The organism is Spirosoma endbachense, from assembly GCF_010233585.1.
Lineage (GTDB): Bacteria > Bacteroidota > Bacteroidia > Cytophagales > Spirosomataceae > Spirosoma > Spirosoma endbachense.
Window position 1 is genome coordinate 4,734,136 of record NZ_CP045997.1, and the last position, 15,206, is coordinate 4,749,341.

Sequence of the window (15,206 nt, forward strand, 5' to 3'; positions counted from 1 at the left end):
ATGACTGGATATGGTTGGTAACAGAGGGCAAAGATTAGCATTAACGCAAAATCCTATACCCGATTGTATCTGTTACAGAGTCCTTATTTAAGAATATCATGAATTGACTACTGAATGGTTACAGCCCGGCTGGTGTGCTCTACTGGTTTGGTCGATAAAGTCAATTGCTTCCGTATGCTCCCTTCTTTAGAAGCTACTTCCAGCTCATACTTGCCATCATTCAATTCTTCCACATTAAGCTTCACGGCATAGTGAGCGTCCTTTTTGTCGATGCTCTGCTGATAAATGATCTGATTGTCTGAGCTCCGTAGAAGGATAACTACTGGTACGTCTGCGGTCTTGCTCACCGCTACGCGGATCTGATTGTTAATCGTCACGAACGCACTGGCGTCGAATGGGAGCGCCTTTGGTGTAGTCGGGTTTGCCAGGGTGGATGTGCTCATCAGGACTGAAGCGACCAGTTTGTTCAGGAAGGGGAGTAGCATGGCTGTAATTACGTTTAGTAGTGTTGTTTATCTGTTCAAGCTTCATAAGCCAAAGTACGTGCCAATTTGAATGTATGGCTGATAATCAATGGTTTGTGATTTTTATTGACTGTGGGGTCTGTCCAGTTACGGACAGACCCTGTTCGCTTGTGGACAAAATTACATCAGGATCAGGCCGCCCGAAACAAGCTTCCGATGAAGTGCCGATAACGGCGAACCAAGTGCCTAAAAAAGGGAGTAAAAGGGTAACTTCTGATTCAGAAATGTCGGTTGAGCTTATGGCCAATGGGAGGGATACCATGAGCATTGGCGTGGAGCCGTCATATGGATTGGGTTTATCGTAACCGGTAAGTGATTCATGAACGTACAGTTGCTTAACTGGCTACCCTGTTTGACCTAGTTTAGTTGGCAATAGCGTGATGTCAGTGGAGTCATGTTCTTCAACCTGACGCTGGCGGTTTCTCAAAACCGCATCCGGCATGTAGCACTAGGTTTTGAGAATCGCACGGCGAACCCTCCTTGCTGTGTCGGTTTGAAGAAACCGACACAGTATCGCAGAAACCAATACCACATCTAGGCTAATTCCACGGATCTACTAATGGCGTAGACACTATGATCTTATTCTGTAATGCATGTAGTAGCATGGCTAATATGTACTTATGGCTTATAAAATAAAGAATTGATAAGAATTGTACTAGGGGAATTAAATACTGATTGCTATATTCTGTAACACAAAAAAAGAAAGCCAATTTGGCTTTCTTTTTTAATAATTCTCAACTACGATTTATTTTAAATAGTGATGGTGGTACTAATTCAACTATTAATCAACGCCCGCTGCTTTCTTCTTCTTATTCTTGGCCACAGCTTTTAATTCTTTTGCATCACCCTTCATTATTTTTTTCTCGGCTTTCTCTCGTTTACGATCAGCCTTGGCCATTCTTGTATTCGGATCAGAAACACCAGCTACTTCGATGCCCTTACCTGTTCTGGCGTTCATTTCGTGTTCTTTAGCTTTCGCTATTTTTTTCTCGGCCTTCATTTCTTTTTTGGCCGCTTTTCCTTCCTGAACGGCTTGAGCGTATCCAGGTCCTGCTACTGCCAGCAATGCGCAGACTGATGCAGCAATGATGATTTTTTTCATAGCGTTAAAGTAATTAGTAATGCCTCACTACTCAGTGAGGGAGGGATTCATTATAATAACGACCATTTCTCTGCCATGTTTTATATTTTTGCCAATACTATTTATATTAATCATGAATAGATAGTCGTGATAAATAGAGTTAATATACTGAATATGAGTAAATTATAATTCAATTAATTGAATAGAATATTTGATCAAGCGGTTATAGAAAGCAAGCTATTTAGTTGAATTATAAATAAATTCATTTGCCTTTTTGTCTTATATTAAAGAACTATTTTCAGGATGAGTGCTTTATTCGTTCATCTAAAATAATATAACTTATTATTTTGATTGGATTATTGAAATAGCTCGTTTTAACTAGTTGGATAAATGAACTATTGTGAATGTATTTAGACTCGATAAGAAAAATTTACGATGGCTAATTTATAAGCTTTTTTAAGTTATAAATCGTTGGTTCTAAAACGTAATTGAGTTTATGAGAACCTAGACCGATTACTCCCTTTGCCAAGAGCTGGCCCAAAGCTAAATACTATATTACTTGCCTTAATAAAGGCTTATTCATCGAAAATGACTATTTTTGTATATAGTATTTATTTGAATTTTAGATAGAAATAATGAATTGTATTTATAAAAATTACATTTGAATAGAAGTGAATACTGTAGAATAGCAATAAATGATCTTGGGTATCAGAGCCAGAATAAAGGACAACTAGAAATAGAATATTATTGTTGTTGAATGGCATTGAAATAGAAAAGGGATTGCCTGCTTTTCTTGAAAAATGTAGCAGACAATCCCAGAAAGAATAACACCTCTTTAAAAACGTAAATTAGAAGCGGAATCCGAGGTTAAATGCAAATATCCGGCGTTTGGTATCGGCATTATCAAACACATTCTGGAGGCCCAGATTATAGACTGCGTCGAGCGTTAAGGGGCCAAGGTTGATTCCTGCTCCGGCCAGACCATTTAGAATCGTGCGGTTCAAATCATCGGCCCCCAACTTGAAATTATTATTGCCAACTGCTACCAGCGAGGCAAATTCAGCGCCCACCTGTAACCGTAGGCCAAGCGCACTGCCAATACGGACGCCAACGTAAGCCGGAATAGCCAAAAAGTGTTGATCGATTTGGCCTCTTACCTCGCTAGAAACTGATCCGGGTGTTGTGCCCTGTCCCGTACGTATCAGATTAGTGGTCGAATTACGATACTCAAGACCAAGTTGCCCGAAGATAGTACCACCTGAACGACCATAAATACCAGCCTGCCAGCCGGCCCGGTAGGCATTGTCGGGCGTAACTTCATGCACAAAACGGGACAAATTGACACCTGCATAAATACCGAATTTGCCGGCTTTCCACCTATCCTTATCTGACTTCTGAGAGCTGACGGCATTCGCCTGTTCGTAGGGAGCAGCGGTTGTTGTTGTCGTTGTCGTTGTGGTCTGATTGTAGCTGTTTGTTGACGGTGTTGCCGACGCTTTATTCTGATTCGACACACTATCGGTTGACATAGTGGTCGGTGTCGCCGAATAAGTAGTGCCGGTTGTTCTGGTTGTATCGGTTACCGGCGTTGCGTTATAGGTCGATGTGCTCGTCGTTGTTGACGTCGTATTTGTCGTGCCCTGGCCATTAACCAGGCTTGCTCCCAGCAAGCAACTTGCCAGTAGTGTGAGTTGAGTTTTCATACTATTTATTTTACGTTGAGTTAAAAATGAAATTAGAATTAATGCTTCAGCAGCAACCTAGTAAACTGATTTTCTTTACATTGTTTCTTCTACAACTTCCTGCAAAAAGCTAGCCTATAGGGTACCAGCAGGTTGATGTTTATAGGCTATACTACCTTTTAGACCAGTCTGTAACTTTTTGGCCAGCTCATCCATATACGAAAAGCCCATTCGTTGGCGGAAAGTCCGTCCTTTAGTGTAAGTGATAGGGACGGCTATGTTAACAACTGATCCAGTACCATCATTACTCCCTTCCAAAAGTTGTCCCATTAGTTTTACGACCCCGGTATTTACCCACAGTCGGCCTTCAAAAACTAACCCTTTGCTGGTCAATATGGAAGTAGGGAGGGACCGTATCCGCAACACATCTTTTTCGGCCGAAAAGGAGAGGGATTCGGCAGTCAATACCTGAGTAATAACTAAGTAAGCATCCTTATCCGCCAGACTTGTAGAAAGTACAATGGTATTGGCTCCAACAAACGGCCCATATTGTGCCCATGACGGAATAGTGGTCGTGCAAATCAGGAGGGCTATCCAGTAGCCAGTCCGGAAACAAAATATATGTTTCATCAGCGTAGGTTCTGAGACTGATTTAGTTGTATCGATTAGTGCTGAAACAGGCTTTGACCATCCACTCTTTGGTTGTGTAGTACATCGTTTTCAGGATGGTACCTTAAGTAGGGCGAGCTTATCACGGATTCGTTGCAGTCTACGTCGAGCTACCGGAATAGGAGCATCATTAGCCAGCATCAGTTCCATTGATCGGCCATCGAGTCGGTCAACGCCAACAATATGGCGATAGTTAATTAGTGTAGACTTGTTGGCTCTTAGAAAACTGGGCAACCGATCTTCAAAGAGCTTTAGTGTTTGGCTAGAGACAATAGGGCTTTTTGCACCCTGGCAATAGATTCGGGTATAGTTCCCATAACCTTTGCAGTGAGTAATTAAGCAGACAGGAATCGGTTTTTGGATTCCAGGTATCTTAATTGTCTCGTTTTTGGGATGTGCGCTCTTACTCATACAAAAAAGTAACTAATAAAGAAGTTTAGGTAGAAACTACCAATGACATAAAAGCCGTGTATCGGCATATGAACAGGCTGAGGCAGGAAAATAAGGCTCATCAGAGACAAGCCTATTTTCAACTCTGCGTCAATTGTATTTCCTTGAGAAGTGGATCAATGGGCTAGTTTTCTTTTGAAGAAATCAAATCCAGCATAGGTGTATATCAAAATAGCGCCTGTTTCCAGCAAGGCTTCGGCATGGTTTGCCGCGTAAACTCCGGTCTTAAAATCCTCAATCCAATCAACTAGTGCGAGAAAATAGCCTGCTACGCAAGCCAGTAAACAAACAGTCACTCCGAAAATAAGCAGTCCCTGCCGCATAGGATGTTTGGGTTAATAGTGCTTTCTCGTCAAATGAGAAGGTAGGCTGGATAGCTACTTTACATACAAAATATCGACCAGTGGTTTTTACTCAGGTGTGTCCAAGCCGCTAAATTCCATGTACAAACAGATGAAAAAAGCGGTTAATCACCTAATAATGAAGATTGCTCCCTAGTTATTTTTTACTAAGGAGCTATACTTTTCGTGAGTAGGGCACAGAGGCATACTACTAATATGGGGAATATGTTCTACAGCTTCGGGGGCTAATAGCGACGGCCTCTGGATCATTAATTAATTTAACTAGTCTAAATTAACGACTAGTACTATACGTTTATGCAAATAACAGCTATTTATGAGTTCTTGGTTATAAACGTGGTGTTGACAACTACCAGACTAACCTTAATGTACTCGGCTACTACCTGAAGTCCCGTAATTAATACAGAACATCCGTTGACACATCGATCTCTTGAAATCTGTATTAATTTCTATCGGAGTCAGTGCCAATGGCATGCCCTCTTCGGCTATGCAAATAACGATCTGAGGCTAATTAGTCAGGTATAATCGGTACAGTATAAGGCTCTGCCAGTTAGTTTTTAATAAGGGGCGAGGCTACATACAAAAGTTACTATCATAGGCCTTTCGCTGTGACGCGTGCCACGATTATCAACAACAGCATCGGTAACCGTGGCACGCGTCACAGCGAAAGGCCTATGTCTGAGTGGCAGATTCATTCTTCTAAATAATTCAAATCCTTGTCATGCGTTTCAGGTATTGTCAGGATGGCGTAAAACCCGATTATGAAACTGACCAGACCAACAATGGCACCGGCATTAATGATAGTTAGCGAAGGCTTTAGTGCCTGATAACTCAAAGTCATTGGAATCAGGAAGGCGCGAACCATATTTGGAATTGTGGTGGCTGCGGTAGCGCGGAGATTGGTGCCAAACTGTTCAGCACTAATGGTCACGAACATAGCCCAGTAGCCATTACCAAATCCCAGACCTAAACAGAGACAATAGAAAATAGTGGCACTTTTGATCCCGATGTATAAGTAAAGCAAGCTGAATACAAGCGCAATGGCCATAAAAAGGGTAATCGCTTTTTTGCGCGATTTCAGTGACTGACTAATGAAACCGTTGGACAGATCGCCGATGGCCATTCCAATGTATAACCAGGTAATGGCTAAACCTGGTTGAATTTCTTCGGCTATGCCTAATGCTCGTCCAAATTCATTACTGAACGAAGCCAGAATGCCGGTAATAAACCAGGTTGGAATGCCAATTCCAATGCATTTAAGGTAGCGGCTGAGCCGATCCGCATTGGTAAAAAAGGCAAAGAAGTTACCCCGGCTAACGTGTTTTTGCTCGGTTATGCTGGTGAACATACCCGATTCAATCACCCCAATTCGTAAAAATAGCAAACCAAATCCTAAACCACCTCCAACGAAAAAAGCCGTTTCCCAGTCGAACAATTTAACCGTAAAGTAGGCGACTACAGCTCCCAAAACCCCAATTCCAGCCACAAGTGAGGTGGCTATAGCCCGTTTTTCTTTCGGTAGAATTTCGCTGACGAGTGTAATTCCGGCGCCTAATTCACCAGCCAGCCCGACACCTGCTACAAAGCGCATCAGTGCATAATAGGTGACAGGGTCCATGAATGTTACGTGCTTTACAAATCCACAGGCAATATTGGCAATAGAGTACGTAATGATACTGCCAAATAACACCGATAGTCGTCCGCGCTTATCGCCAAGAACACCCCATAAGATGCCTCCGAGCAGTAAACCCGCCATTTGCCAGTTTATGATGCGTCCGCCTATCGTTGAAATCTGGTCGGGAGCAAGGCCCAAATCTTTCAGACTCGGTACGCGAACAATTCCAAACAGAAGCAGGTCGTAAATATCGACGAAGTAGCCTAATGCTGCCACAATGACTGGCAAACTAAATAAACCAGCTGGTGCCGCAGTCTGACGGTTCGGTTGTGCGGAACCGCCAGCCGGTTTGGATGAAGCATCAGGAACAACCATGAGTAAGTGATGAGTTATTGAAATAATTTGTCAAATTTATTGAATAACAAAATAATATATTGTATAATCAGGTAAATGGTGTAATATTTTTACGTCTTTGTGTGAAGTATGGTACATTCCTGAGCTTATGCCCTAAGCAGGCCAGGCAATTGATAACTGATATAGAAAACAAAAAGAATGATCAACGCCGGATATCCATAGCTTAGGCAACGTAATCTCTGAATTGAAAAATTGGGAGCTGTTGCAACCTAAGAAAATTAGGGGGAACTAGGCTTATCGCTGGAAGCGATACAGGAAAGGAGCTTTGTTGGCAGCGCCGGTGAATTTTTTTTCCAGACGTTCCAATACATTTAAGTCCAGAATTTTTTTCTGGAAGTTGTTTCTGGCGAAGGGTTTATCATAAATGGCTTCGTATAATTCCTGCACCTCTTTCATGGTAAACGTTTCGGGAAGCAGGTTAAAGCCAATCAATTTCTGGTCAAGATTTAGCCGCAGGGTTTCGAGAGCCTGGGCTACCATCTCGTTATGGTCCATGATCATGGTGGGTAAATCCCGGATCGGATACCACTCCATGGACTCATCGATTTCACTTTTTTGAGGAATTACTTTATATATATCTACTAAAGCATAATAACCGATGGACACAAACCGCCGGGTAATCCATTCCAGTTCTTTTCGGTTGAATCGATTATCTCCCAGTTTATCTTCATTGAGGTGGATTATCCGCTCAAGAAACGAACTATTGCTTCGCTCAGCATCACCAAACACTCTGAATTGGTCCAGATAAATATCCTTTATACCTGTCCGCTCTTCTAAAATGCGCTGGGCCGCCTGATCGATGCCTTCTCCCTGAAAAATAAAGCCACTGGGGAGCGCCCAGAAATCACCCCGAAAATCAAGTTTTGGAACTAGTACGTTGAGCTGTTTTTGCTGATAGCCAAAAATGACGCAATCAATCGAAAGCTGTTGAATATAATTCTGTTCACTCGGAGAATGCATGGCCTACTGGATCGATATTGGTAAGAAATCAGGCGGTAAACTTACGCATCCTGACGGCTTACTGGGAGAGAAAAACGAATTTGCTGGGTTCCTTTTTATTCGCCCAGAGTGAACGCAGGAAAAACGAGGCAGCTTTCGGTCGCGGGTGAAAACGCCTTTGTAATTGACGCCCCCGGAATGCGTTTCGTTCCGGCCGTTTTGCCAGTTTTCTTTCACACCAGCTTCCAGCGAGTCTTTCCTGAATTGCCAGATCCCGGACAGGTTCAGGGTGTTACGGAGGTCATTTTGTCGAGGAAACAAAGCCATGCTCGCAAAGTCGGTGCTACTGATGGATTGAGCCTGGATGGGTGTATGCCATACTTCCAGCAGTAAGGTATATAGGGTATGGAACGGCATGTTGTGTTTGATTAATGGCGACTATCGCTTGTTGGAGGATGGTACTACAAATGTATAGAATTGGATAAAATTTATTGTCTATAATATAGACAATAAAAAAAATTCTTTTCTACCTTTGCTCAAACGAGTGAAAATAGTAACTGAAATGCGAGAAAACTCCTTTAGAATCAGTTTGCTGACTTTGGGCCTATGGCTGTTAGTACAGTCAATTTTTGCCCAGGTACCAAAACGTAACGTACTTGTCTTTAGTAAAACGGCCGCATTCCGGCATCAGTCCATTGAAGCGGGCAAAACGGCTCTGGCAAAAATGGCTGCCGAAAAGGGGTTTGGCGTACAGTTTACCGAAGATGCGGCCCAGTTTAATGAATCAGGCCTAAAGCGATTCAATGCGGTCGTTTTCCTAAATACGACTGGCGATGTGCTCAACGGTGAGCAGCAGGCGGCTTTTGAACGCTACATTCAGGCGGGTGGTGGCTACGTGGGTATTCACGCGGCTACAGATACTGAGTACGAATGGCCCTGGTACGGAAAATTGGCAGGAGCCTATTTTCTGGATCACCCGATGCCCAATAATGTGCAGAAAGGTAAGTTTATCGTTACCCTCAAAAATCATTGGGCGACCCAGGGAATGCCCGATGAGTTTGAGCGAAATGACGAATTCTACAGTTTCAAGGACATTTCACCGAAAATCAACGTCGTCCTGAAGATTGACGAAAAGAGCTATGTGGGGGGTAAGAATCCTGATTTTCACCCCATGAGCTGGTATCAGGAATACGACGGTGGCCGGGCCTTTTATACGGCTATGGGTCATACCGACGAAACCTTCACCGAGCCTTTGTTTTTGAACCATCTGTGGGCTGGTATTAATTACACAACAGGTGGGGATGGACCAAAGCCGCTGGATTATGCCAAAGCCCGACCCGAAGAGAACCGGTTTACTAAAGCTGTTCTGGCCGAAAAACTGGACGAACCTATGGAACTGAGCGTACTGGGTGACGGTCGAATCCTGTTCATTGAGCGAAAAGGAGAAGTTCGGCTCTACACGATCAAAACGAAGGAGCTGAAAACCATTGCCAAAATCCCGGTTAGTACAAAATACGTGAGCAAGGAGGGTAAGGAATCGATGGGCGAAGATGGGCTTCTGGGTCTGAGCAAAGACCCCAATTTTGCTCAGAACCACTGGGTTTATCTGTACTATTCGGACCCGGCCGAATCTAAAAACGTGCTGGCCCGCTTCGAATTAAAGGGCGATGAACTGGTCATGAACTCCAGAAAGGTGATGCTCGATGTACCAACTCAGCGCGAGGAGTGCTGCCATACCGCCGGCTCAATTGCCTGGGACCGGGCTGGTAATCTGTACCTGTCGACGGGTGATAACACCAATCCCCACGGCTCCAATGGGTATAGCCCCAGCGATGAACGACCAGGCCGCAGTGCCTGGGACGCTCAGAAATCTTCGGCCAATACCAACGATTTGCGCGGTAAAATCATCCGGATCAAACCCCAACCCGACGGTACCTACACTATTCCTGATGGTAATCTTTTCCCGAAAGGAACCTCGCAAACACGTCCGGAGATTTACACTATGGGCCATCGCAACCCTTTCCGCATTTCGGTCGACCAGAAAACAGGTTACGTATATTGGGGAGAGGTAGGGCCTGATGCCGCCAAACCAGACCCGAATCGGGGTGCTGCTGGCCATGATGAAGTCGGACAGGCGAAGAAGGCCGGTAATTTCGGCTGGCCACATTTTGTAGGCGACAATAAGGCGTACAATAAATACGATTTTGTTGCCGAAAAATCCGGAGAAAAATGGGACGCCAACGCACCAACCAATACATCGCCCAATAATACAGGACTGAACACGCTTCCCCCGGCTCAGAAAGCCTTTATCTGGTATCCGTATGATGGCTCTCCCGAGTTCCCGCTGGTGGGTGCAGGGGGGAGAAACGCAATGGCAGGGCCAGTATTTTATGCCGAGGATTTTAAAAGTGCCCCCAACGCTTTCCCGAACTACTATAACGGGAAGCTGCTGACCTACGACTGGATGCGCGGCTGGATTATGGCCGTGACGATGGACAAGGACGGTAATTATCAGTCGATGGAGCGGTTTATGCCGAGCTATAAGTTCAGCAACCCGATGGATATGGAGTTCGCCGATAACGGGGACTTGTATATGCTCGAATATGGCTCCGGCTGGTTTACGGCCAACGACGATGCCCGGCTGATTCGCATCGAGTATAACGGGGGCAACCGAAAACCGCAGCTTCTGGTGGCAGCGAATAAGATGGGCGGTTCTGCGCCGTTCAACCTGAGCCTTACGGCAAAAGGAACGGTTGATGCCGATGGCGATGCGCTGACCTATGCATGGAAGATTTCGTCAAAAAATGGGTTTACTAAGCTGATTAACACCCCTGATGCTACGCTGACGCTCTCAACAGTGGGGGTCTACAAGGCTACCCTTACTGTCAATGATGGAAAAGGCGGTATCGTTTCCCAGTCGATGGACATTACGGTGGGCAATGAAGCTCCAGTCTTGAGTGTTGAGCTGCCCGGCGGTAATAAGTCATTTTTCACCCCCAATAAACCCTTCCGATACGATATAAAGGTAAATGATAAGGAAGATGGTACGCTCGGGAAGGGTATCGATCCGGAGCGGGTGGCTGTCAATATTGATTACATGCCGGAGGGTTTCGATAAAATTGCCATCGCGCAGGGCCACCGATCGGCCGATGCCGGGGCTCTCCTGGCGAGTGGCAAAAAACTTATCGAAGCCAGCGATTGCAAGGGCTGTCACAGTGTGGCTAAAAAATCGATCGGACCGGCCTACATGGACGTAGCCAGTAAATACAAGGGAGATAACACCGCTCTGGAGCGGCTGACAAAGAAGGTAATTGCCGGTGGTAGTGGCGTCTGGGGAGAAACGGCTATGGCGGCTCACCCACAGCTTTCGGCTGCCGATGCCTCCGAAATGGTTAAGTATATCTTGACTGTATCCAGCGAAGCCGCCAGTAGCAATGTCTTGCCGGTGAAGGGGAGCTACACCGCCAGCGTCCCATCCGGCGATAAGGGTAAAGGTGTCTTCATTGTACGGGCTTCCTACGAAGATAAAGGGGCCAAAGGATTACCTTCACTCAGATCGGAGCAGACGTTTGTCCTGAGAAACGCCAAAGTGGACGTACATGGCTTCGATCTATACGACAATGTAAATAAAATGTCGTTCGGAGGGAATAACCTGGCCATTCCGAGCAAATCAGGAGCGTACATGGCAATCAGACAGGCTGATTTAAGTGGAGTAACGGAGTTTCACGTCATGGCCACAGCCCCCAAACCGCAACTCAATGCCAAAGGGGGTAAGGTTGAGATACGATTGGATAGTCCGACCGGGAAATTAATCGGCGAATCGCCGTTCCTGGAATCGTCGGATAAGATGGACTTTAAACCGAATCAACTAAACGTTCCGGTCAAACTGCCCGCTCCGTTTGATAACAAATTGCATGATGTCTATCTGGTCTTTGTCAATCCCAACGAACCGCTTGGCAGCCTGATGGTGGTGATGGGTGTCGAAGTCGTTCTGAGTTCCGTCGGGCAGTGAGTTAATTAGTTGCCATTGGTCATAAGTTGTTAGTAATTAGCGCGATTAACGATTGACAAATGGTAACTAGTTCCTAAACCTCTTTTCTATGAAAAAAATAATAATATTGGCCTGGATGCTTCCTGCGCTGGCTTTTGCGCAGCCTTCGCCACTCCAAAAAGGATTTCAGGCTCCGCCTAATGCCGCCAAACCACGCGTCTGGTGGCATTGGATGAACGGCAACATCACCAAAGACGGCATCACCAAAGACCTCGAATGGATGAACCGCGTCGGCATTGGTGGTTTTCAAAACTTCGATGCCAGTCTGTTCACACCCAGCGTGACGCCCAAAAAACTGGTGTTCATGACCCCCGAATGGAAAGACGCTTTTAAACACACCACCGATCTGGCTCAAAAACTTGGGCTTGAAATGGCCATTGCCGGATCACCGGGGTGGAGCGTAACGGGTGGGCCGTGGGTATCTGCCAGCGACGCCATGAAAAAATACGTCTGGTCCGAAACGCGGGTTACGGGCGGGCAACCTTTTTCGGGTAAGCTACCCCAGCCACCTAACACAACGGGCAGTTTTCAGAATGTACCGATAGGAGCCAGTACGCTTGGTGGCCCCGTTGGCGACGTGCCAACCTATTACGCCGATGCCGTTGTTATTGCCTATCGTTTGCCCGCTGCTGAGAAGTCCTTAAGTACGTTCATGCCCAAAGTTACGGCGAGTGGTGGGACATTCAGCCTTTCCGATCTGACCGATGGTGATCTGGCAAAAAGTAGTTTGCTGCCGCCGGTGGAAGTGGGACAGGACATGTGGATTCAGTACGCGTTCGACAGCCCGCAAACCGTTAAGGCGTTTACTATTGTGGGAGCAAGCAGTGGTGGTGCATTGGCCGAATTCAGAGGTGCCCCCGATAACCGAACCCTGAAAGTGAGCGACGATGGGGTCAACTTCCGGGATGTCGTGATGATTAAGGGGAGTACAGTGCCCCAGAACACAATGAGTATTGTGCCTACTACGGCTAAATATTTCCGGTTTGCATTTAAAACGCTACAGCCTCAGGGCAACCCCTTTGGTGCCATGTTTGGCGGAAACGCTGCACCGGGTAAACCAGAGGGTGTACAGGTTGCGGAACTGGTGCTGCACAACACCGACCGGGTAGACCTGTTTGAAGAAAAGGCAGGTTTCAGTCCGTGGAAAGAAAGCACACACTCACTGGTGAAGTCGGATGCCGACGCCATTCCGACCGGAGATGTACTGGATCTGACCGCTAAAATGGGTGCTGATGGCACACTGAACTGGACACCCCCGAGCGGGAACTGGGTGGTCATGCGGCTGGGCTATTCGATCACGGGACGGAAAAACCATCCCGCTTCGCCGGAAGCTACTGGTCTGGAAGTCGATAAGCTCGACAAGGTGGCGGTTAAAAAATACATCGAGACATACCTGGACATGTATAAAGATGCTACCGGCGGGCAAATGGGGGCAAAAGGGCTGCAATACATGGTTCTGGATAGTTACGAAGCAGGCCACATGACCTGGACCAGGGCGATGCCCGAAGAGTTTCTGAAACGGCGTGGCTACGACATCAAACCCTGGCTTCCGGTGCTGACAGGCCGGGTAGTGAAGAGTGCCGAAGCCAGCGAGAAATTCCTGTGGGATTTTCGCAAGACCATTGGTGAACTGATTGTTGAAAATCATTATGACGTGATTGGTGATGCGCTGCACGCACGCGGCATGAAGCGATATACCGAATCGCATGAAAATGGCCGTATTTATTTAGCCGACGGCATGGACGTGAAGCGTAAAGCCGATATTCCTATGTCGGCCATGTGGACGCCCGGCAGTCTGGCCGGTGGGGGAGATGAGGAAGTTCGTAGTGAAGCCGACATTCGGGAAGCAGCTTCGGTTGCGCACATCTACGGACAGAATCTGGTAGCGGCCGAGTCGATGACCTCTATTCAAAATGCGTTTAGCTGGCATCCGGAAAAACTAAAGCGTACCGCCGATCTGGAAATGGCGTCGGGATTAAACCGTTTTGTCGTACACACATCCGTACACCAGCCTTTGGATGATAAGAAACCCGGTATTTCGCTCGGGCCCTTTGGCCAGTATTTTACCCGGCAGGAAACCTGGGCTGAGCAGGCAAAACCCTGGATGGATTATCTGGGGCGGAGTTGCTTCCTGCTCCAGCAGGGCAAACCCGTCGTAGATGTTCTGTATTACTACGGTGAGAACAACAACATCACACAGGCATTCGCCCAAAAGTTGCCTGCTATTCCGGATGGATATGCATACGACTTTGCGAATGCGTCTGTGCTCAAGAATGCCTTACGGATAGAAGGGAGTAAAATCAGTACGTCAGGTGGTCAGCAGTATCGCCTGTTTGTTCTGGATTCCTCGGCGCGGACGATGACGCTGCCCGTACTGAAAAAGCTGGGCGAACTGGTCAACGCAGGCATGAAAGTAGCAGGTATCAAACCCGAACGCTCTCCCAGCCTGAGCGATAACCCTACTGAATTTACCGCGCTGGTGAACCAGATCTGGAGTAATCCCAACGTATCGACAAAGCCAGTGGAAACCGTCCTGAAGGAAATGAACGTTCAGAAAGATGCGGACATTTCCGGTGCCCGATCGAAGGTGATGTACATTCACCGTCAAACCAGCGATGCAGATCTCTACTGGCTCGATAACCGTAGCGAGAATCCGAACGAAGCCACGATTAGCTTCCGGGTTACGGGTAAAGTTCCGGAGCTGTGGTATCCCGAAACGGGTAAAACCGAAAAGGTATCCTATCAGATCAACAACGGGCGAACGATTGTGCCACTCAAGTTTGAGTCGTGGGAAGCCTACTTTATCGTCTTCCGCGACAAGGCGACGGTAACTTCTTACACGAAATCTGCCGTTACCGAATCTCCCGTTGCCAGCGTATCCGGTGCCTGGAAAGTTAACTTTCAGGAAGGCCGGGGCGCCCCTCAGCAGGCCACGTTCAACACGCTGGTATCGTTGACGGAAAATGCCGATCCAGGGGTCAAGTACTTTTCCGGAACGGCCGCCTACGACAACACGCTTGATGTGCCAAAAGTGACTAAAAACGCATCGTATATCCTTGATCTGGGTGAGGTGAAGAACATTGCCGAGGTAATTGTCAACGGTAAAAATGTAGGTACGGTCTGGAAGAAACCCTTCCAGATCGACATCACGGAAGCGCTGAAAGCTGGCCGTAATACCGTACAGATAAAGGTCACGAACCTGTGGGTCAATCGCCTGATTGGTGACGCCCAACCCGGTGTGACCAGCAAGGTTACGTTCACCACCTTACCGTTCTATAAAGCTGATGCGCCCCTGTTGCCGTCGGGACTGCTGGGGCCGGTTCGCCTGCTGGAAGCGACAACTGCTTCTGCAACGGCTGAGGTGAAGCGGTAAGTAATTACATATCAAAAATAACGAACAGTTCAATTTCACTTTAACCAAT

Annotated in this window: 12 protein-coding genes; 3 read left to right on the forward strand and 9 right to left on the reverse strand. The window is 46.6% G+C overall.

Annotation, left to right across the window (positions count from 1 at the left end; translation table 11 throughout):
• Nucleotides 1–107: 107 nt before the first annotated feature.
• Nucleotides 108–485 (reverse strand): hypothetical protein, encoded by a 378-nt coding sequence (locus GJR95_RS19110; RefSeq protein ID WP_232541241.1) that lies wholly within the window; start codon nucleotides 483–485, stop codon nucleotides 108–110.
• 149 nt (nucleotides 486–634) lie between these two features.
• Here GJR95_RS19110 and GJR95_RS19115 point away from each other — a divergent pair, with 149 nt between their 5' ends.
• Complete coding sequence (locus tag GJR95_RS19115) at nucleotides 635–829, forward strand: hypothetical protein (protein ID WP_162387384.1); 195 nt, start codon at nucleotides 635–637, stop codon at nucleotides 827–829.
• A gap of 476 nt (nucleotides 830–1,305) precedes the next feature.
• Here the strand turns inward: GJR95_RS19115 and GJR95_RS19120 are convergent, their stop codons facing one another.
• The 8 genes from GJR95_RS19120 to GJR95_RS19155 all read right to left on the reverse strand — a co-directional run bounded on the left by GJR95_RS19120 (nucleotide 1,306) and on the right by GJR95_RS19155 (nucleotide 8,150).
• Nucleotides 1,306–1,626, reverse strand: coding sequence for a hypothetical protein (locus GJR95_RS19120; RefSeq protein WP_162387385.1), 321 nt, complete (start codon nucleotides 1,624–1,626; stop codon nucleotides 1,306–1,308).
• A gap of 827 nt (nucleotides 1,627–2,453) precedes the next feature.
• The gene (locus GJR95_RS19125) at nucleotides 2,454–3,308 is read right to left on the reverse strand and encodes an outer membrane beta-barrel protein (protein ID WP_162387386.1); all 855 of its coding nucleotides are present in this window, start codon (nucleotides 3,306–3,308) and stop codon (nucleotides 2,454–2,456) included.
• 114 nt (nucleotides 3,309–3,422) lie between these two features.
• Nucleotides 3,423–3,917, reverse strand: a complete 495-nt coding sequence (locus GJR95_RS19130; protein ID WP_162387387.1) for a hypothetical protein — start codon at nucleotides 3,915–3,917, stop codon at nucleotides 3,423–3,425.
• Nucleotides 3,918–4,007: 90 nt separating this feature from the next.
• The gene (locus GJR95_RS42835; protein ID WP_162387388.1) at nucleotides 4,008–4,367 is read right to left on the reverse strand and encodes a LytR/AlgR family response regulator transcription factor; all 360 of its coding nucleotides are present in this window, start codon (nucleotides 4,365–4,367) and stop codon (nucleotides 4,008–4,010) included.
• A 155-nt stretch (nucleotides 4,368–4,522) separates the two neighbouring features.
• Nucleotides 4,523–4,729, reverse strand: coding sequence for a hypothetical protein (locus tag GJR95_RS19140; protein ID WP_162387389.1), 207 nt, complete (start codon nucleotides 4,727–4,729; stop codon nucleotides 4,523–4,525).
• A 727-nt stretch (nucleotides 4,730–5,456) separates the two neighbouring features.
• The gene (locus tag GJR95_RS19145) at nucleotides 5,457–6,755 is read right to left on the reverse strand and encodes an MFS transporter (protein WP_162387390.1); all 1,299 of its coding nucleotides are present in this window, start codon (nucleotides 6,753–6,755) and stop codon (nucleotides 5,457–5,459) included.
• 273 nt (nucleotides 6,756–7,028) lie between these two features.
• Nucleotides 7,029–7,754 carry an NUDIX hydrolase gene (locus tag GJR95_RS19150; protein ID WP_162387391.1) on the reverse strand — a complete coding sequence of 242 codons (726 nt, stop codon included), beginning with the start codon at nucleotides 7,752–7,754 and terminating at the stop codon, nucleotides 7,029–7,031.
• A 3-nt stretch (nucleotides 7,755–7,757) separates the two neighbouring features.
• Nucleotides 7,758–8,150 (reverse strand): hypothetical protein, encoded by a 393-nt coding sequence (locus GJR95_RS19155; protein ID WP_162387392.1) that lies wholly within the window; start codon nucleotides 8,148–8,150, stop codon nucleotides 7,758–7,760.
• A 145-nt stretch (nucleotides 8,151–8,295) separates the two neighbouring features.
• Here GJR95_RS19155 and GJR95_RS19160 point away from each other — a divergent pair, with 145 nt between their 5' ends.
• The gene (locus GJR95_RS19160) at nucleotides 8,296–11,745 is read left to right on the forward strand and encodes a ThuA domain-containing protein (protein ID WP_162391771.1); all 3,450 of its coding nucleotides are present in this window, start codon (nucleotides 8,296–8,298) and stop codon (nucleotides 11,743–11,745) included.
• An 88-nt stretch (nucleotides 11,746–11,833) separates the two neighbouring features.
• Complete coding sequence (locus GJR95_RS19165) at nucleotides 11,834–15,157, forward strand: glycosyl hydrolase (protein WP_162387393.1); 3,324 nt, start codon at nucleotides 11,834–11,836, stop codon at nucleotides 15,155–15,157.
• The last annotated feature ends 49 nt before the right edge of the window (nucleotides 15,158–15,206 follow it).